This is a genomic window from Phaeovulum sp. W22_SRMD_FR3 (assembly GCF_052113705.1).
In the GTDB taxonomy this organism is placed as follows: Bacteria; Pseudomonadota; Alphaproteobacteria; order Rhodobacterales; family Rhodobacteraceae; genus JBGQOG01.
In genome coordinates this window covers 206,638-225,183 of the sequence record NZ_JBGQOG010000006.1, presented here as the reverse complement: position 1 = coordinate 225,183, position 18,546 = coordinate 206,638, and the positions used below count along the sequence as shown (strand labels likewise).

18 protein-coding genes and 1 riboswitch are annotated in these 18,546 nt (G+C 66.7%); of the genes, 1 reads left to right on the top strand and 17 read right to left on the bottom strand.

The annotated features are described in order from the left end of the window. Positions 1-37 precede the first annotated feature (37 nt). The 9 genes from ACEN2S_RS10680 to ACEN2S_RS10640 form a co-directional block, all read right to left on the bottom strand. On the bottom strand, positions 38-1,534 hold the full coding sequence (locus tag ACEN2S_RS10680; RefSeq protein ID WP_441866008.1) for a tripartite tricarboxylate transporter permease: 1,497 nt from the start codon (positions 1,532-1,534) through the stop codon (positions 38-40). A gap of 9 nt (positions 1,535-1,543) precedes the next feature. Then, entirely contained in the window at positions 1,544-2,017 is a 474-nt protein-coding gene (locus ACEN2S_RS10675; RefSeq protein WP_441866006.1) for a tripartite tricarboxylate transporter TctB family protein, read from the bottom strand. Between the two features lie 147 nt (positions 2,018-2,164). Then, positions 2,165-3,145, bottom strand: coding sequence for a tripartite tricarboxylate transporter substrate binding protein (locus tag ACEN2S_RS10670; protein ID WP_441866004.1), 981 nt, complete (start codon positions 3,143-3,145; stop codon positions 2,165-2,167). 40 nt (positions 3,146-3,185) lie between these two features. After that, a complete protein-coding gene (locus ACEN2S_RS10665) occupies positions 3,186-4,643 on the bottom strand; it encodes an NAD(P)-binding domain-containing protein (RefSeq protein WP_441866002.1) in 1,458 nt (485 codons plus the stop codon). A gap of 5 nt (positions 4,644-4,648) precedes the next feature. Further along, positions 4,649-5,593: a LysR family transcriptional regulator gene (locus ACEN2S_RS10660; RefSeq protein WP_441866000.1), complete on the bottom strand. Its 945-nt coding sequence runs from the start codon at positions 5,591-5,593 to the stop codon at positions 4,649-4,651. Positions 5,594-5,802: 209 nt separating this feature from the next. After that, on the bottom strand, positions 5,803-6,930 hold the full coding sequence (locus ACEN2S_RS10655) for a PLP-dependent cysteine synthase family protein (RefSeq protein WP_441865998.1): 1,128 nt from the start codon (positions 6,928-6,930) through the stop codon (positions 5,803-5,805). Between the two features lies 1 nt (position 6,931). Then, positions 6,932-7,306: a Rid family detoxifying hydrolase gene (locus ACEN2S_RS10650; RefSeq protein ID WP_441865996.1), complete on the bottom strand. Its 375-nt coding sequence runs from the start codon at positions 7,304-7,306 to the stop codon at positions 6,932-6,934. Between the two features lie 12 nt (positions 7,307-7,318). Further along, the gene (locus ACEN2S_RS10645) at positions 7,319-7,909 is read right to left on the bottom strand and encodes a peroxidase-related enzyme (RefSeq protein WP_441865994.1); all 591 of its coding nucleotides are present in this window, start codon (positions 7,907-7,909) and stop codon (positions 7,319-7,321) included. Further along, on the bottom strand, positions 7,906-8,385 hold the full coding sequence (locus tag ACEN2S_RS10640) for a hypothetical protein (RefSeq protein WP_441865992.1): 480 nt from the start codon (positions 8,383-8,385) through the stop codon (positions 7,906-7,908). Before ACEN2S_RS10640 ends, ACEN2S_RS10645 begins: the two co-directional genes overlap by 4 nt. A gap of 127 nt (positions 8,386-8,512) precedes the next feature. Here ACEN2S_RS10640 and ACEN2S_RS10635 point away from each other — a divergent pair, with 127 nt between their 5' ends. Next, positions 8,513-9,394 carry a LysR family transcriptional regulator gene (locus ACEN2S_RS10635; RefSeq protein WP_441865990.1) on the top strand — a complete coding sequence of 294 codons (882 nt, stop codon included), beginning with the start codon at positions 8,513-8,515 and terminating at the stop codon, positions 9,392-9,394. Between the two features lie 19 nt (positions 9,395-9,413). On the opposite strand, the gene ACEN2S_RS10630 is transcribed toward ACEN2S_RS10635, so the two are convergent. From ACEN2S_RS10630 to ACEN2S_RS10595, 8 genes are all read right to left on the bottom strand, one after another. Beyond that, complete coding sequence (locus ACEN2S_RS10630) at positions 9,414-9,848, bottom strand: pseudoazurin (protein WP_441865989.1); 435 nt, start codon at positions 9,846-9,848, stop codon at positions 9,414-9,416. Between the two features lie 12 nt (positions 9,849-9,860). Continuing rightward, positions 9,861-10,625: an ABC transporter ATP-binding protein gene (locus ACEN2S_RS10625; protein WP_441865987.1), complete on the bottom strand. Its 765-nt coding sequence runs from the start codon at positions 10,623-10,625 to the stop codon at positions 9,861-9,863. Then, positions 10,622-11,677 (bottom strand): FecCD family ABC transporter permease, encoded by a 1,056-nt coding sequence (locus ACEN2S_RS10620; RefSeq protein WP_441865985.1) that lies wholly within the window; start codon positions 11,675-11,677, stop codon positions 10,622-10,624. The genes ACEN2S_RS10625 and ACEN2S_RS10620 overlap by 4 nt, the downstream gene beginning before the upstream one ends. Continuing rightward, positions 11,674-12,693 (bottom strand): ABC transporter substrate-binding protein, encoded by a 1,020-nt coding sequence (locus ACEN2S_RS10615; protein WP_441866153.1) that lies wholly within the window; start codon positions 12,691-12,693, stop codon positions 11,674-11,676. The genes ACEN2S_RS10620 and ACEN2S_RS10615 overlap by 4 nt, the downstream gene beginning before the upstream one ends. A 221-nt stretch (positions 12,694-12,914) precedes the next feature. After that, positions 12,915-13,129, bottom strand: a riboswitch (cobalamin riboswitch). A 358-nt stretch (positions 13,130-13,487) separates the two neighbouring features. Then, a complete protein-coding gene (locus tag ACEN2S_RS10610) occupies positions 13,488-13,985 on the bottom strand; it encodes a GNAT family N-acetyltransferase (RefSeq protein ID WP_441865983.1) in 498 nt (165 codons plus the stop codon). Positions 13,986-14,141: 156 nt separating this feature from the next. Continuing rightward, a complete protein-coding gene (locus tag ACEN2S_RS10605; RefSeq protein WP_441865981.1) occupies positions 14,142-14,888 on the bottom strand; it encodes a hypothetical protein in 747 nt (248 codons plus the stop codon). Next, positions 14,885-17,455 (bottom strand): vWA domain-containing protein, encoded by a 2,571-nt coding sequence (locus ACEN2S_RS10600; RefSeq protein WP_441865979.1) that lies wholly within the window; start codon positions 17,453-17,455, stop codon positions 14,885-14,887. Before ACEN2S_RS10600 ends, ACEN2S_RS10605 begins: the two co-directional genes overlap by 4 nt. Next, on the bottom strand, positions 17,452-18,438 hold the full coding sequence (locus ACEN2S_RS10595) for a hypothetical protein (protein WP_441865977.1): 987 nt from the start codon (positions 18,436-18,438) through the stop codon (positions 17,452-17,454). Before ACEN2S_RS10595 ends, ACEN2S_RS10600 begins: the two co-directional genes overlap by 4 nt. Positions 18,439-18,546 lie beyond the last annotated feature (108 nt).

The window sequence follows — 18,546 nt, the reverse complement described above, 5'->3', positions numbered from 1 at the left end:
GGGATCAGCGCCCGGGATCGCCCGGGCGCTGTCCATTTCAGGCCGTTTGCCCGCGTTTCATCCGGCGCAGGACCGGGATCAGGCACATCAGCACGCAAAGCGCGAACAGCAGGATCGACAGCGGCGAGGCCACCAGCGCGGTCAGATCGCCCTGGTGGATCAGCAAGGTCAGCCGCAGATTCTGCTCGATCATCCCGCCCAGCACCAGCCCCAGCACGATCGGGGCCAACGGGAAGTTCAGACGGCTGAGGATATAGCCCACGATGCCCATGCCAAACATGATCCAGACGTTGAACATATCGTTCGACAGCGCGTAAATGCCCACCAAAGTCAGACACATGATCATCGGTGCCAGCGCGGCCTGCGGCATCCGCATCACCTGCGCGAACAGGCGCGAGGCGATGTTGCCCCCCAGCGCGAACAGCATGACCGAGGTGATCAGCATCTGCCACATGAAGCCATAGACGATGTCGGGCGTGTCGCGAAAGAGCTGCGGTCCCGGTTGCAACCCATGCACCAGAAGCCCGGCCAGAATGACCGCCGAGACGCCGCTGCCCGGCACCCCCAGCACCAGCGCGGGGATCATCGCGGCGGCATTGTCGGCGTTGTTGCCGGTCTCGGCCGCCGCGACACCGCGAATGTCGCCCTTGCCGAACAGGCTGGTGTCGGTGGCGGTCCGGCGCGTCTCGTTATAGGCTAGAAATGCCGCCATCGAGCCGCCGGTTGCAGGCAAGATCCCCACGCCGATCCCGATCAGCGAAGAGCGCAGCCAGGTCGGCAGCAAGTATTTGAAGTTCTTGAGGAAGCCATCATCCGGATGCGGGGTGATGTCGATCTTGTCGTCATCGGCGCGGTAGCGTTTCTCGATCATGCGGATCGCCGGGGGCAGGGCGTAAAGACCGGTCAGGATCACCAGCAGGTTGATCCCGTCCAACAGCTCCAGCCGCCCGAAGGTAAAGCGCTGCTCGCCGGTGACCACATCCGAGCCGATGGTGCCGAGCAAGAGCCCGATGGCCGCCGCCAGCAGCCCTTTGACCGGGTCCGAGCCGAGCAGGATCGCGATGGAGGACATGCCCAAAATGCCCAGCCAGAAATACTCCGAAGGGCCAAAGAGCAGCGTCACCTTGACGAGGGGCGGCGCCAGCAGCATCAGCGACAGCGCGCTGAGCGTGCCGCCGATGGCCGAGGACCAGCAGGCCACCTTGAGCGCCAGCGCCGCGCGGCCCTGTTGCGCCAGCGGATAGCCGTCAAAGGTGGTGACAATCGACGGCGGCGTGCCCGGCACGTTGAGCAAAATCGCCGGGATCGCGCCGCCATACATCGCGCCGTTGTAGATCCCCGCCATGATCCCCAGCGCCACCAGCGGCGACATCGAGAAGGTGAGCGGGATCAGCACGGCAATGGCCATCGTTGCGGTCAGCCCGGGCAGCGACCCGACGGTCATGCCCGCCAGCGTGCCCACCACCATGGCCAGAAGGTTTTCCCACGCCAGAACGCCCGGCAGCGCGTGAAAAATTGCAGAAAGGATGTCCATAACGCGTCCTTATGAAGCGGAGGAGAAGAGCGTCAGAAGCAGCTCTTTCGGCAGGGGCCGGTCGAACAGCGCGACAAAGATCAGATAGACAAAGAGGCAAAAGCCCACCGAGGTCAGCACCAGATTGCGCAGATGCCGGTAGCCCGCGACCCAGGCGACAAGCATCACGAAAATCAGCGAGGTGGTGAAAAAGCCCAGGAACGGCACGATCACCAGATAGCCCGCGAGCAGGGCGAAGCCGCCCAGCATCCGCTCGCGCGAGATGGCGAACTGCCATTCCGCCGCCGCCTGATTGGTCAGATGCGGCGCGGTGCCCCGCAGGGCGCGCAGCAGCATCCAGACCGAGAGGGCGGCAATCACCGCCAGCAGCACCCCGGGGAACATCAGCGCATCGGCGGGCAGGTGATCGACCTGGAACCAGCCGAAGATCGCGAGCAGGATCAGCCCTGCCGAGGCCCCAATTTCGGCCTTCCGATAGGTCATGGGAACATCCTTTCAAAGGAGAGAGCGGTGATCGCACAGGGCAGTCACCAGAGAGGGACGGTCAGGAGAGGGGGAGGTCGGAGGGGGTGCGGTCCGAGAGGGGGGGGACCACGGCGCGGGGCCGTGATCCGGGACCGGCGCTGCCGCTCACTTGGTCCAGGGGGTCTTTTCCCAGGCCAGATCCAGCGATTTGCTCACCTCGGCCAGAAAGGCGTCATACTCCGCGCCGCCGATATAGCGCACCGGCACGCCCGCCGCTTTGGCCTTGGCCAGATATTCGGGATCGTTCACCGCTTTCTTCACCGCCTCGGCCAGCACCGCGACAATCGCCGGATCCGTCCCCGCCGGCACCGCCAGCCCGCGCGACGAGCCGGAGATGACCTCAACGCCCTGTTCGCGGAAGGTGGGCGTGTCGGGCGCGGTTTCGGCGCGCTCTTCGCTCATCACACCCAAAAGGCGCATGGTGCCGTCTTTGACATATTCTTCGGATTCCGACAGGTTGAAGGCCGCGACCTGAATATGCCCGCCCAAAAGCGCTGTGCGCAGCGGTGCCGTGGCGCCGAAGGGCACATGGTTGAAGCTGGCCCCCGTTGCCGCCTGCACGCCCAGAATGGCGATATGCTCCGACGAGCCGACCGAGCCGGAGGTGCCGATGGGCATGGCGCCGGGGTTGGCGATGCCGTAGTCCACCAGATCCTTCAGCGTCTTGAACTCGCTGTCGGCCCGCACGACCAGCACGCCGGGATCATAGACGAGGTTGGCCACGCCGGTGAAGCTGGCGGGCGAATAGGCGGTTTCGCGTTCATAGGAATAGCTGAACATCGCGGGCAGGTTGACGAAGCCCATCGTGTAGCCATCGGGTTTGCCATTGGCCAACAGCGAGAAGCCCACCTCGCCGCCCGCGCCGGGCTTGTTCAGGATCACCAGATCCTGCCCGAGATATTTCTCGATATAGGGCTCGATGGTGCGGGCCGCGACATCGGTGCCGCCGCCGGGGTTGAAGGCCACGATCACATCCAGCGGGTGGTCGGGATAATCGGCCGCCGTGGCGCTGAGGGTGGTGGCGCTGAGCGCGGTGGCGGCGGTCAAGCCGAGCGCGCCGAGGGTGGTCAGAATGCGTGAAGTCATCGGGTCATGTCCCTGTGTTGAAGGTGAAGAGGGCCGCCTTTCAGGCAGTCTTGGTCATGCGGAGGCTCGGGGTGGCATCTTCCCATTCGTCGCCCTGCAATTCGGGGGTGTCGAAGGCCTGCAGCCGCGCGAAATGCGTCTCCACATCCGCGGCGAAGAGTTTGGCCACGATGGCGCGGGTCAGCCGGTCGGCCCCGGCGGAAATCGCCGGAATATCGCCCGACAATTTGCCATGCGACAGCATCGCGGCATCGTTGAAACAATGGATCCGCGCCAGCATCGGGCAGGCGCCATCGGTCTTTTCCAGAAACTCGAACCCCTCGCCGAGATAGGGCGCATCGGTCAGGAAGGGCAGGCGCTTGCCCATCTCGGGGGTGTAGATCCCGTCTTTCCAGGTGCGGATATGCGGCGCGAAGGTGGCGAATTCGGCGCGGCCGGTGAAATCATTGCGAAAGCCGGTGGCGGCGATGATGAAATCGGCCTGAAACTCGGCCAGTGGCGTGACGACGGTGACATGATCGCTTGCGGCGCGCACATCCTGCACCGGGCAGCCCAGAAAGATGCGGGCATTCTCGGACCGGCTCACCCGCAGGGTGGACGAGCGCGGCGGCGGCACCTGTTCGCTGTTCACATAGTCATTGAAGCGGTATTTCCACGCATCGGGCAGCCCGCGCATCCCGTGCACCACGCCCTGCGAGCTGATGCCGGTCATCTTGTTGATCCGCGGCATTTCCCTGCGCCGGATCAGCATATCGACCTGCGCAGCACCCGCCTCCAGCGCGGTGGCGGCATTGTCCATCGCCGAGGCGCCCGCGCCGATCACGATCACCCGCTTGTCCCGCAGCCCGTCAAAATCGATGTCATCCGCGCTATGCGCCCAGAAACGCCGGTCGATCCCCTGCAGGAAGGCGGGCACCGTGCCGCCGCCCAGACCCGAGCGGCCAGTGGCCAGCACCAGATGCCGGCAGTGTTCGACCCGCGTGCCCTGCGGCCCGCGCAGCGTCACCGCGATCCGATCATCTCCCGCATCGCGGATCTCGGTCACCTGCGTGTCATTGACCACCGGCAGCGCCAGAACCCGGCGATACCAGCGCAGATAGTCCATCCACATCCCCTTCGGGATCTTGTCGAGCGCGTCAAAGGCGGCCTCTCCCCATTGTGCCTCATACCAGGCGCGAAAGGTCAGCGCGGGCAGGCCAAGGCAGGGCCCCGCCAGCGTCTTGGGCGAGCGAAGCGTCTGCATCCGCGCGAAGGTTTCCCAAGGCCCCTCAAACCCCATGGGTGCCGCGTCATAAAGCACGACATTATCGACCCCGGTCAGCATCAGCTTGGCCGCCCCCGCCAGCCCGCACATGCCCGCGCCGACAAAGAGCACATCCCAGACGCGGCGTCCGTCATGCCGCATCTCGGGCACCCAGGCTTTGGCGGGCAGCTCCAGCAGGCTCAGATCTTTCGCAAGGCGGGCTTCGAGGGCGGGCAGGCCGGTGGGGATGCTCATATCGGTCACTCTTTGTCTTGCGGGGAGGGGGAGGGCGCGTCCAGACGGCGCACATCGGGCACCAGATCGAACAAGGCGGCCTCGCAATAGTCGAAGAAGGTCGAGGCCTCGCGTGAGGCGGTGGTGCCTTCGGCGGCGAAAAAGCCAAAGGAGAAGGGGATTTGTTCGGTCAGCGCGCGCAGGATCACGCCGCGCGGGGTGGCGCCATAGGCGGTGACCGGCTCGACAATCGCGGTGGCGCCGAGCAGGCGGGTGAATTGCAGCGCCGAAAGCGAGGCATTCGCCCGGATCACCTGCGCCGGATGCAGGCCCGCGTTTTGCAGCGCCTGCTGGATGCGGCCCTGCAGCCGCGTCTGGTCCAGCATGGTGACCAGCGTATCGCCCGCGACATCGGCCAGTGACACCGGCCGCCCTTCGGGAAATTCCGCCGCCCGTGCCTCGGGCAAAGCGGCGACCAGCGGCGCGCTGTAGCGGCGCTGACAGATGATCCCCGGCACATCGAGCGGCAGCGAGGCCAGCCCGATCCGCGCATTGCCGCTCAGAAGATCCTGCGCCACGCCATTCGGGGTGGTCTGCAGCAGCTTGACCTCGGCGGGCCGCTCGGCCTCGGGCCAGCGCGCCACGGCGTAGGGCACCAGCCCCGACCCCAAAGCATAGGTCGCCGAAATCGACAGCGGCGGCTTCAGGCCACTGGCGCGGGCGCGTGTGCGGGCGGGCAGGTCCTGCATCATCACCATCAGGCGCCGCGCCTCGTCTTCAAAGGCAACACCTTCGGCGGTCAGCGAAATGCGCCGCCCGACACGCTCGAACAGCGCGAAACCGATGCTGGCTTCGAGATCTTGCAGGCAGCGCGTGACGGAAGGCTGCGACCGTCCCAAAGCCTCGGCGGCCTGGGTGACAGAGCCGGTCTCGGCGACTTTCAGGAAGATGATGAGGTCTTTGTGATTCATACTCATATTCTTTTTGCATCTAATGTGATGATCAATACAAAAATGACATGAATCAAGTTTTATTATCGCAATTATGAATAATTAAATCTCCATGATGCGATTTTAGGCAGGTTCGGGCGGTGGGATGCCGCAGGCAGCAAAAAGGCCCGTGAAACACGGGCCTTTCCTGAGATGTCGCGCTGGGCGCGCCGGTGGGTTGGTCCGCGGCCTTACGGCAGCACCAGATCGCCGCCCTCCAAAAAGGTCTCCAACGCGCGTTTCCAGGGGGCCAGATCATAGCCTTTCGCATCCAGCCAGGCGTCGTTGTAATAGGTATCGGTATAGCGCGCGCCGCTGTCGCAGATGACCGAGACGAGCGAGCCTTCGCGCCCCGCCTTGCGCATTTCCGAGGCCACCCAGCACAGGCCAAAGAAATTGGTGCCGGTCGAACCGCCCACCCGCCGGAAGATCAGATCCGACAGGATCTGCATCGCGGCGATCGAGGCGGCATCGGGGATGCGGATCATATGGTCGATCACTCTGGGCAGGAACGAGGGCTCCACGCGGGGGCGGCCGATCCCTTCGATGCCCGAGCCTTGCGTGCAGGTCACCTCGCGGTCGCCCGAGCAATAGCTGTCGTAAAACACCGAATGCTCGACATCGACGACACAGAGCCGCGTCGCCAGATTGCGGTAGCGGATGTAGCGCCCGATGGTGGCCGAAGTGCCGCCCGTTCCCGCGCTCATCACCACCCAATCGGGGACGGGATGTGCCTCGCCCTCCATCTGGGCAAAGATGCTCTCGGCGATGTTGTTGTTGCCGCGCCAGTCGGTGGCACGTTCGGCATTGGTGAACTGATCGAGGTAATGGCCGCCGGTTTCCTCGGCAATCGCCTGCGCCGCCGCATAGACCTCCGAGGATTTCTCGACGAAATGGCAGCGCCCGCCGAACCGCTCGATCTCGCGGATCTTCTGCGGCGAGGTCGTGCGCGGCATCACGGCGATGAAGGGCAGGTTAAGCAGCCGGGCGAAATAGGCCTCGGAAACGGCGGTCGAGCCGGATGAGGCCTCGACCAGCGTCGTCGTCTCGCCGATGTGGCCGTTGCAGATCCCATAGAGCACAAGCGACCGCGCGAGGCGGTGTTTCAGCGAACCGGTGGGATGCGTGCTCTCATCTTTCAGATAGATGTCGATGCCGGTCAGCCCGCCGAAGACGGGCTTGATCAGATGGGTGTCGGCAGAGCGGCGCGCATCGCCCTGCAAAAGCGCGATGGCGCGGCGGGCCCAGGCGCGGCCCGCGCAATCGGGCAGCGGCAACAGGGCGCAGCAGGCGGAGGCGGGGGCGGTGAGGTTGGTCATTTCAGCAGGCGATCACAGCTTCAACTTCGACCAGCGCGCCCTTGGGCAGCGCCGAAACCTCATAGCAGGCCCGCGCCGGATAAGGGGCGCTAAAGGCCGCGCCATAGGCTTCGTTGATCTGGGCGAAGGGGCCAAGATCGGTCAGCAGGATCGTGGTCTTGACGGTGCGCGAGATGTCGGTGCCCGCCGCTGTGGCAATCGCCGCGATATTGGCCAGACATTGCGTCATCTGCCCCACGGCATCCTCGGCGGCAAAGGCGCCGGTGGCGGGGTCAATCGGCAGCTGGCCCGAGACGAAGAGCAGATCGCCGATGCGGATCGCCTGCGAATAGGGGCCGATGGCGGCGGGGGCATTCGGGGTGTCGATGGGGGTCATGAGAGCTGTCCTTCAGGTGGAATGGCCGAGGGGGTGCATCAGGCGGTTGGCCCAGCCAAAGATCGCGATGGCATGGATCAGATCAATTATTTCCGTATTGTCCATCCCTGCCGCCTTTAGCGCGGCCAGATGACGGGCCTCCGCGCGGGGCGGGGTGGCGGTCAGCGCCTCGGCAAAATCCATGATCGCGGCATCGCGCGGCGCCAAAAGATCGCGCCGCCCGGCATAAAGCGCCGAGATCACCGCCGCCGAGTCCCGCAGCCGGGAGTGCTGGCGGGCATGCACATTGGCGCAGTATCGGCAGCCATTGACCAGCGAGGCGCCCAGCGCGCCCAGCTCGCGGTCCTCGCGCGGCAGGCCGCCCTCCACATACATGATCGCATTGAACAACAGGGTGCGCGCGACATAGCTGTCGGGGTCATGCGCCAGCGTGCGCACATAGGGCGAGACCTTTTTGGCCGAAGGCGTCACCTGCATCGCTGCCAATTGGCGCGGCGTCGCCTCGTTGATCTCGACCGGGGGCAGATAGGGCGTCCAGGACAGCGGCTTCAGTTTGATCTGCGGGATTTCGGCGGTCTTGGTGCGGGTGTCAGCGGTGGTCATCCGGCGGCCTCCATCAGGGCCAGACCATGCGCGACGCGGATCTGAAAGCAGACATAGGCCAGAAGCTCCGACAGCGCGATGATCTGCGGCACGGTGAACCCCGCTGCTTGCAGCATGGCCAGATCCTGACCGCTGGCCTCTGCGGGCCGCGCCGCGATCATGTCGGCATGCCGCGCGAGCGCCGCGAGGGCCGGGTCGGCCGGGGTCTCGCCCCGGGCCAGCGTGGCCAGATCCGCGCCCTCCGGCACCCGGTAAACCCCGAGAAGGGCGGGGTTTTCCGCGCCCCGCGCCGCGCGGTATGCCACCGCCTGCCGCAGATCCTCCGACAGGCCCAAAGCCTCTTCGGGGCTGAGCACGGCGGCACGGCAGGCCTCGGCCCCGTCAACGAATTCCGGCCGAAAACGGCGCAAGGCGTGGATCGCCCCCTCGGGCGCCAGGCCAGCGGCCCGGTCAATGGCATCCGATTTCCGTGTCAAAAGAACCTCTTGAATTTTTCCCGCCCCAGTGATGGAGACATTCTGTATTCATAAAGCGCATAGTGCCGGGCTGTCTATGCTAAAATCGGATGATTTGGGTTTAATTATGTCAATCAAGAATAGTGATATGCCGGATATGCGCGGCATAGAGGCATTCGTAGCGGTGATGGCCTCGGGTTCGATGACCGCGGCGGCCAAGCGTCTGGGCATCGGGCAGCCGGTGATCACCCGTCTTGTGCGTGATCTTGAGGCGGTGCTGGGCTTTACCCTGTTTGAGCGCAACGGCCCCCGGATCTCGCCCAGCCCGAAAGGCGTGCAGTTTTACGAGGATGCGCAGCGCCTGCTGACCAGCTATGCTCAGGTGGCCGAGCGGGCCGCCAATCTGCGCGAAGAGCGGGTGCAATCGCTGACCCTGGCCGCGACCCCGGCGATGTCGGCGGGGATGGTGCCGCAGATGCTGCGGGCGCTGGGCGCGGAGCTTCCGGGGACAGTGGCCCTGCCGACGATGGATGCCGAGCATCTGGTGCAGGCGCTCTTGCGGGGCGAGGCGGATTATGCCGTCTCGGCGCTGCCTTTGGCGCATGCCGGGCTTGACTGTCTGGCGCAGGCCGAGAGCCATCTGGTGGCGGTGGTGGCCGAAGATCATGCGGGCGAGGTGGTCGCGCTGGACGCGTTCCGCGAGGCGCGGCTTCTGAGCGTCGGCAACAGCTACCGGATCCGCCACCGGATCGACGCGGCCTTTGGCGATCAGGGGATCGTGCCCATCGCCAAACTGACCACCAACAGCTCGCTCAATGCGATGCTGGCGGCGCGGGCGGGCCTTGGCATCGCGCTGGTTGATCCGGTCTCGGCGCGCGGGATCGCGTTGCAGGGCATCCGCATCCTGCCGCTGGCGGTGGCCATTCCTTATGAATGGGGCCTGTTCCGCAGCACACGCCCGGGTCTGGCCGAGCTGGAGACGGCGCTGACCGCCGCCTTCACCGATGTCGCCGCGGCGTTGCAGGGCTGAGCACCGCGCGGAGGGGGCGTTACTCGGGCTGCATCTGCCGCACAATGCCCGTCAGACGGTCGCGGGCCATCGGCGGCAGCGTGGCGGGGACGGTCAGATCCGCCAGCGCCACCGGTGCCACCGCAATCAGCATGACCATCCCCATCGTGTAATGCGGGCTGCATTTGATGCCGTAAAGGCCGGGGGTCTCGAAAGTGATCTCGATCTCCGCGTTGATCGGGGCTTTCACCTGCGCGGCATCCTCGGGCCAGATTTCGGGGATGCTGGCCACATTATGGCTGGGTTGGGTGGCGACAAAGCGGACCTTGTCGCCGGGGTTCAGCTGCAGGAAGGCGGGCTCATAGACCATGCTGCCGCTCTCGCCCCGGGTGAGCATTTTCACCTCATGGGTCGCGGAAGCCGCCGTCGCGGGCAGGATGATCATAAAGGTGATTGCGGAAAGTGCGTTTCGCATCAAAGGTTTCTTTCAATGAAGGGGGTGAAAGCGCATCAGGCGGCTGCCGTCTTGCGGATCAATCAGCGGGCTTGCGCGGACGCCAAAGACCCGGGCCAGCAGCTCAGGGCTCAGTACGTCTGAGGGCGGGCCGAGCGCCACCAGCACCCCCTGATGCAAGACCGCCACCCGGTCACAGCGCATCGCCTGATTGAGGTCATGCAGCGCGATCACGGTGGAGAGGCCGAGGGTGCCGATCAGATCGAGGATCGACATCTGATGGCGGATGTCGAGATGGTTCGTCGGCTCATCCAGCAGTAGGATCTGCGGGTTCTGCGCGAGAGCCCGGGCAATATGCGCGCGCTGCCGCTCGCCCCCCGAGAGGGTCGACCAGTCCCGCGCGGCGAGATGGGTCAGATCGACCCGCGCCAGCGCCCGTGTCACCTCGGCCTCATCCGCGTCAGACCAGGGGCGCAGCGCGTCCAGCCAGGGCGTCCGCCCCAGCGCCACCGCATCGCGCACCGGGATGCGGTCTGTGGTCTCGGCGCTCTGCGCCACCAGCGCGATCTGCCGGGCGATCTCGCGCTGCGGCATGTCCTCCATCGGCCGCCCGTGCAGCGTCAGATGCCCGCGGTCGGGGCGGATCAGCCGCGCCATCAGCCGCAGCAGCGTCGATTTGCCCGAGCCGTTCGGCCCGATCAGCCCCAGCATCTCGCCGGGGGCAAGGGTGAGGCTGACGGCGTCGAGCAGGGTGCGGCCCCGCACCCGGCGTGTCAGATCATGGGCGGAGAGGGTCATCGGCCGGCCCCCGCGCGGATCAGGATGATGGCAAAGGCCGGGGCCCCGACAAGCGCGGTGACCACGCCGATGGGCAGGGTCTGGCCCGGCACCAGCACCCGGGCGATGACATCGGCGGCGATCAGAAACACCATGCCGATCAGCGCCGAGACCGGCACCAGACGCGCATGGGCGCTGCCCACCAGAAACCGCGCGGCATGCGGCACCACCAGCCCGACAAAACCGATGGCGCCGGTGACCGAGACCATCACCGCCGTCGCCGCCGCCGTGGCAAGGATCAGCACCGCCTGCACCCGCCGCACCGGCACGCCCAGCGAGGCGGCGGATTCCGTGCCAAAAGTGAAAGCGTCAAGTGCCCGCACATGCCACAGCGCCGCGCCCAGCACGAGCAGCACCGCCACGAGGGTGAGGCCGACATCCTCCCAGCGCACCCCCGAGAGATTGCCAAGGAGCCAGAACAGGATGCCGCGCGCCTGTTCGGCACTGGCCGAGCGCGCGATGATAAAACTGGTCAACGCATTGAACAGCTGCGACCCGGCAATGCCCGCCAGCACGATCTGTGCCGCCCCGCGTGCCCCCGGCCCGCCGCCCGCCAGCCGCGCCAGCCCGACGACCAGCCCGAAGGCCGCGAGCGCGCCCAAAAGCGCCCCCGCCGACATCGGCAGGAAGGCCGCGCCGAGACCGGTCACCGCCACCAGCACCGCGCCGGTGGAGGCACCCGCCGAAATCCCCAGAAGATAGGGATCGGCCAGCGCGTTGCGCAACAGGGTCTGCAGCACCAGCCCCGAGATCGCGAGGCCCGCGCCGCAGCTCCCGGCCACCAGCGCGCGCGGCAGGCGGTACGACCAGATGATGCCCTGATCGATCGGGTCGATCAGATGGTCCGCGCCCCAGATCTGATTGGCCAGCGCCTGCCAGACCGTGCCGAGCGGGATCGGCGTCTCGCCCAGAGCGGTGCCGATCATCGGGGCCAGCACCACGAGGAGCGGCACCCAGAGCCAGGGCAGGGACCTGCGGCGCTGAGCCACCGCCACCGATGCACAATCGGTCATTGCGTCAGCCCGTCCATGCCCTCGGCCAGCACTTCCAGCCCGTCAATCAGCCGGATGCCGGGGTGCATCGCCTCGGCATCCAGCACAACGATGCGGCCTTCGCGCACCGCCGTCATCTGCCGCGTCACCGGGTCAGACTGCAAAAAGCGCAGCTTTTCCGCGACATCATCGGCGGGAAAGCGGCGGCGGTCCATCCGGGCAATGATCAGCACCGAAGGGTCGGCGCGGGCGATGGTTTCCCAACCCACCGTCGGCCATTCCTCATCCGACGTGACCACATTGCGCAGGCCGAGCCGCGCCAGCATCCAGGCCGGCACCCCCATCCCGCCCGCCATATAGGGGTCAAGTTCCAGATCGGCCGAGGAAAACCAGACCGCCGCCGAGGCATCGGGCAGCGCCATCGCCTGCGCCCGCGCCACGACCGCCGCATCGCGCGCCTGCAGATCGGCGATCAGCGCGGCACCCGCATCCTGCGCATCCATGACCTCAGCCATCTGCGCGATGCTCTTCCACAGGGTGCCGATGTCAAAGGGGGCCAGCCGGGTGCCATCGGCGCCGACCAGATTGTCCTTGCCCTCACAATCGGTGGGCATGACATAGGCCGGGATCCCCAGATCGGCGAATTGCGGACGGGTGCCGACCGCGCCCTGGGCGCCGATCATCCATTCAAACATCGTCGGCACGAAACCGGGGCGCTTGTTCACCACCGCTTCAAAGCTGGGCATGTTGTCGCTGATCCGCGCGACCCGGGCGTTTTGCGCCTCATAGGCGGGCAGCACCGCGTTGAACCAGAGCGCGGTGCCGGCCATGCGGTCCGCCTGTCCCAGCGCATAGAGGATTTCCGTGGTGGATTGCCCGATGGAGACCACATTGTCGGGGCGCGCCGGTATCGTCAGCACATGCCCGCAATTGTCGAGGGTCAGCGGATAGCGGGTCTCGGCGGCCCCGGCGGCGGTGGCCGCGGAGAGGGCCAGAACGGCGGTGATCATGGCCGTCAGCTTGGGGGTGAACCCCATGTTCAGCCCGGTTCCAGGTTTGGTTTTCAGGCCGGTTTTCGGTTCGGTTTTTGGTGCGTTTTTCAGCATCAGAGACGTCCTTCATGAAACGAAGGACGGGGTTGAAGAAGGCGCAACAAGGGTGTCCGGGCAAAAGCCCCGGCACCGCTGCATCTGGCGGTCAGGCTGGATGGATGCCGGTATCGGCACATGCGGTCTTTCTCCGGGGCACCCCGCCCGGTGTGGCTTCGATCATGATGGCAGGTCTCCTGACTCGCGGATCGTGGCCTTCCCCGCCTTCCCGGTGCAGGGCACCAGTGGCATATCGGGGTTGGCTACCGCTCACAGTTGCGGGGGCAGTCGCGGATTCGGCGCCTGATGGCTACTCCTCACCGCATTCCCTTTTCACCCGTTCGGAGCTTTTGCCGACGCGGGAACCATCAGCGTCAGAGATGCCGCCGAACGGCCGTGAAGTCAATCGCCGGTTGCGCGGCAGGACGCTGTTTGGGCGGATTTCGGTTTCCAGGGCTTTGCTGCGGGGGATGCGCTGTTCTGAATTTCCCGTGTTTTACATATGGATAGAATGATCTTCGGCGGTGAAGGATGCCGACCGGGACCACCGTGTGCCTGCAACCCTCGCATCACGGCAGGCGCGCCGCGCCACCGTCATCACCAGCGGCTGCAGCGGCTGCAGCGAGCATGAGGAGCGTGAGGATCACGGGCAGCGCGTGGCATGGCCGGTGATCTGCCCGCGCCCGTCAATTCGCTGCGGCCCGCCTATCCTGCCCGCGCGGGTCATTTGGGCCCCGTGCCCGTCAATAGTGCCGATAGACCAGATCACCGGGGTCGGGCCGTGCCGCCTGCGCGTCCAACCGGGCGCCCAGCCGCAGAGCCAGCGCGGCGGATCTGGCGTTTGCAGCGTCCATATAGCTGACCAGCGTGGCGAGATGCCGGCCCTCTTTCGCCCAGTCGCGCAGCGCCGATGCGGCCTCGCAGGCATAGCCATGCCCCTCCGCCTCTGGATAGAGGAACCAGCCAAGCTCATGTTCGGGAAAAAGGGGGCCGGTGTTGATGCCGACCTGCCCGAGGCAGTGGCCGCTTGCCCGGTCCTCGATCATCAGCGCCCCGAGGCCAAAGAGGCTCCATTGCGCGTGATCGCTGCAAAACATCCCCCAGGCGGCCGTGGGGGAGAAGGGCCCCCCCATATGCAGCGCGCGGTCCGAGGCCATCAGCGCATGGTAGGCAGGCCAGTCCCCGGCCTGCATCGGGCGCAGGATCAGCCTGGCGGTGGTCAGGGTTGGTATCGCGTCCATCGCATCCTGTGCTGCAGCGGGCTGGTGTCACACCATCCCACAATGCCGCCGCGCGCTGCAAGAGCCGCAACCGGGGACAGGGGCTGCCTCTGCCGACCCGCGCCACCCGCCCCGCGCCCTGTGCCCCCCCCTGTGCCACCTCAGGCCCGCGTCGCCTCAGGCCCCGCTGCGTTTGAACTGATAGGTGGAATCGACGCGGCAATCGGCCATGCCCAACATGGCGAGGGCGGCGGCATTGGCGCCCGAACCGGCCCCGACGCGCAGGTGAAAACGGGCGACCGCACTGTCTTCATCCACCAGCGATGAGGTCAGCGTGCCTGAGACACTCAGCATGTCATTCTGCACGGGCGCCACCAGTTTCCCCTGAAACATCGTCGGCCCGATCTCGGTCCAGTTCACCACCTGATCCGAGGGGTTCATGTTCAGCTGCGCCGGGTGAAACACCCCGCCCCAGGCGATGCGGCGGGCGAAAACCATGCCGCTGACCATGCCGGGCAGGGTCTGCGCCAGACCCTCCGGGCAACCCGCGATCTTCGTAGTGCGCACCTTGCCCGTCCAGGTGCCGTCGCGCGGCACCACCGGGGCGAAAACCTCCAGATCACAGCGCCCGTCGCCGCCCATGGCGCTGTCAATGTCCTCAAGGCTTTGCGCGCTCCAGAAATAGCTGTCGGCATAAGAGACCACGACCCAGTCGCGCGCCCCCTCGGGCGGCGCGGTGCCGATCAGCGCGCTCACCTCATCGGTGGTCATCGGGCTCAGCGTGCAGCGGCAGCCGCCGTCGCGGCAGTCTGCATAGACCGCCTTGCCGCCGGTGCCGAGGTTGGCTTCGGCGCGGGCAGGTGCCGCGAGCGGGACAGAGAGGCCGAGCGCGGCGATGACAGGCAGGAATGCAATGCGGGTCATTGGGTGTCCTTTGCAAGGCCGGGGGCCAGAAACTCTCGCAGATCAAGGCCTTCGGGTGCGGTGATCGCGATGCCCTGAAGGCTGCGCATCACCTCGGCCAGATCAGGGCCGGTGCCGGAGGCGGTTGCGGCCGATGGTGTCGCGGTGGGTGTCGTCGTGGCGGCGGCATCCTCAGCCCGTGCGGCGCCCAACGTGCTGCGCAACAGGGCGAGGGCGGCAGGGTCGGTGCCGGTCACCGCGCAGAGCAGGCCGACCGATACCGCCTCGCAGGGCCCGAGGCTGGCAGCCCATTGCCGCGGGTTCAGCGCCATCTGCACCGCCAGCGGCGTTCCGGTGTAGAATTCCGCGCTGGGCTGGGTGGCCGCGACCCCGGCAGCGGTTTCCATCCCATAGCCGGCACCGGAAGCCCAACCGGGCAGAAGGTGGTAGCGCAGCCCCGCCGCGGCATCGGTGACATAGCAGGCAGGCTCTGCAACGCAGCGCGCCAGGCCCTCGGCGCCATCGGGCAGGGCAAAGGCGCTGCGGTCCGCCGCCACGGTGCGGGGCAGGGTGATCGCCGCGGGGCCGTCCGGCGCCACCGAGATCACCGCGACATAGAGCGGGCCCTGGCCTCCCTCGGCCTGACCCTCGATCAGCCAGCGGCCGGGATCCAGCCGGGTGTCCCAGGCCTCGGCGGCAAAATCGCCGCTGCCGAGCATCAGGCTGTCCTGCCCCCCCGCCGGGGTGGCCTGCCAGCGGATGCGCATGCCCACATATTCCCCCGAGATCTTCAGGGCGACCGGATCACCCGGCTGTGCGGCGCCAGCCCCGGGCGCATCGGGCCCCGCCGGGCTTTGCGCCGGATCATAGGGGATCACGAAATGGTTCTCGGCCCCCGCCACCACGGTGATCCGCCCGGTGAAGACCTGATCGCCCGCCTCGCCGCGCACGTCATAGACGCCGGGCAGAAAGCTGGCCGCCACCGGGGCCGAGACGCGGTCGTTCAGCGCCCAGGCCTCGGGCGGCAGCGGGTTGGCGACATCCGTGGCGGGCACCGCCGACCATTGGACCGAGAGCTCCAGCCCCCCCTGATCCGCTTCAATCGTCACCGGCACCGGGCCGCCGGGCGTTGTGGCGGCGGGCATATCCGCCGCCACGGTCAAGGGCGCGCGGGCCAGCACATCCTCGGACTGGAAATGATAGATCAACTCATAGGTTCCGGGCGTCTCGGGCGCGGTCAGGCTGGCGGGGGTGCCGTCTTCCACATCGGCCGAGGCCAGCGCCCCGGCCTCGCCCGGGGCGCGGATCTCGATCCGGTCGCCCGCCGCGCGGGGGCCGGTCCAGCCGATGTAGAGATCTGCGCCCGGCGCCGCGCTGGCGGGGCCAGAGAGGCTCGCGGGGGCCAGCACCGGTGTACTGCCCGCGGGCAGCACGGTGATCGGCCGGGTGATCAGCACCTGCGCATCGTTGAATTTGTAGGTGAATTCGTAGTTGCCCGCGGTGTCGGGCATCCGCAGCACCACCGGATTGCCGCTGGCGACATAGGCATAATCGACATAGCTGTCGTCGCCCGCCAGACGCAGCTGGATATTGTCATAGACCGCGTTCGGTCCGTTCCAGCCGATCGGGACCAACTGCCCCACCGCGGCCTGATCGGGCGCCATCAGCGCCAAAGGCCCTTCGATGACGGTGATCGGCCGCGTGGCGACAATGCTGTGATCCTGATGCTTGTAGCGCAGCTCATAGATCCCCGGCGTGCCCGGCATCTGCAGCGAGACCGGATTGCCCTCGGAGACATAGGCATATTCGAGATAGCTGTCATCCACCGGCGCGACGATCTCGATCGTGTCCAAATCCTCCTGCGGTCCGGTCCAGCCCACCTGCACCATGGTGCCAATGGCGGCCTCATCCGGCGCGGTCAGCCGGGCTTCGGGCAGGGGGGCGGCGGCGGTTTCGGGCGGGGCGGCCGGCGTGGTGACGGTGGCGGTCAGCGCCTCGGCAAGGCCCGCCGCATCGCCGGCCTGAATGTACTTGCCCCCGGTTTCCGCCGCGAGGCAGGAGACCTGCGCGCCCTCGGCTGCGGTCAGGCCAAAGCCGATGACATGGGCGGTAAAGTTCAGCCCGCCGGCCTCCAGCTCGCGCCCGAGCGCGCAGGGATCGGCGGCGCAGGTCTCCAACCCGTCGGTGACGAGCACGACAGTCGCGGCCTCTTCGCCATAGCGCAGGGCTTCGGCGGCCTGGCGCACGGCCTCGGACAGGGGCGTTTTGCCAAGGAATTTCATCGCGTTGACATCAGCGGCAATCGTGGGGGCGGTGCCCGCGGCGGGCGGCACCATCAGCTCGATATCGCCACAATCACCCTTGCGCCGATGACCATAGGCCATCAGCCCCAACGCCTGCCCGGCGGGAATTCCGGCGAGGACCGTCGCCACCGTGTCGCGGGCAATCTCAAGTTTCGGGCGGCCGTCGATCTGCCCCCACATCGAGCCGGAACCATCCATCACGATGATCGTGCGCGGGGTTTCGGCGGCCAAGGGCGTCGCCAGAAGGGTGAGGGCGGTCACGAAGACGCCAATCCAGGGTTTCATGCGGCATCTCCGGTGTTGGAAGAGGAAGTGGACCCGCGCCCCGTCCAGGACATTGCGCGGGTGCCGAGGGTCTTGAAACGCTCAGAAACCCCGTCCAGCTTGCGTTGCCACTCTGGATTGGGGCTCTGGCCCTCGGAAACGGTGAAAAACGCCTGCAAAAGGCAGGCAATGGCGAAAGGTTCGATCAGGGCGGCCTTCACCGCCCAGGCAAAAAGCACCGCAAAAACCAGACTGGCGGCCGAGGCCTGACCGGGCAGGAACCAGACCAGCGCCGCCGCGGGCGCCAGCATCAGCACAAACACCACCACTGACAGCAGCCAGATCAGCGCGGTGATCCAGGCGGCGCTGATCAGCAGGGGCCGGGCGTTTTGCGCGTAAAGCACCAGTGCCGTGCGCGCGGCGGCATAGGGGTTTTCGGCGCGGGTGCGCAGGACATGCGCCAGCATCACCTCATCCATCAGGCCGACGGCCACTTTCAGATAGGCGCGCACCAGCGCCATCACCCGCTCCAGCCCGGGAATCGGCAGGATGCTGAACAGCCCCTGCAAGAGGCCGGTCACCGCGCCGATCACCCCTTTGACCAGCTGATCAAGGCCGAACAGCAGGCTCGCCTGACCAAAACGCGCGGTCACAATGGCGCGGGCATAGGCGATCTGCCCTTGCCCCTCGGGCAGGGCGCGGCCCTGCAACGCCTCGACCATCACCGCGATATGGCCCGCTTTGACCAGATACAGGAGATATTCGCGCGCGAGATAGAGCAGGCCCGCGCTGAGGCCAAAGCCGCCGACGCCGCCCCAGACAGCCGCGCCCAGCCGGGTTTCATCGTCCCAAAAGCCGCCGATGCCATAGCCCAGACCGGCACCGGTGCCGGTGGCGAGCACAAAGCCCGCGGCGATGCCGAAATAGACCAGCACCCGAAACAGCAAAAAGGGCCAGGTTTGGCGCATCAGGCGCAGTGAAATTCCCAGACTGAAATGCGTCATCCCTGGCCCGTACCTCTTACTCACCGGTTTGGCGCGGCCGAAATTGCCGCGATCAATATGCTCAGGCTATGCGGAACGCCGCCGCTGTTCTTGGGGTGGGCGGCACTG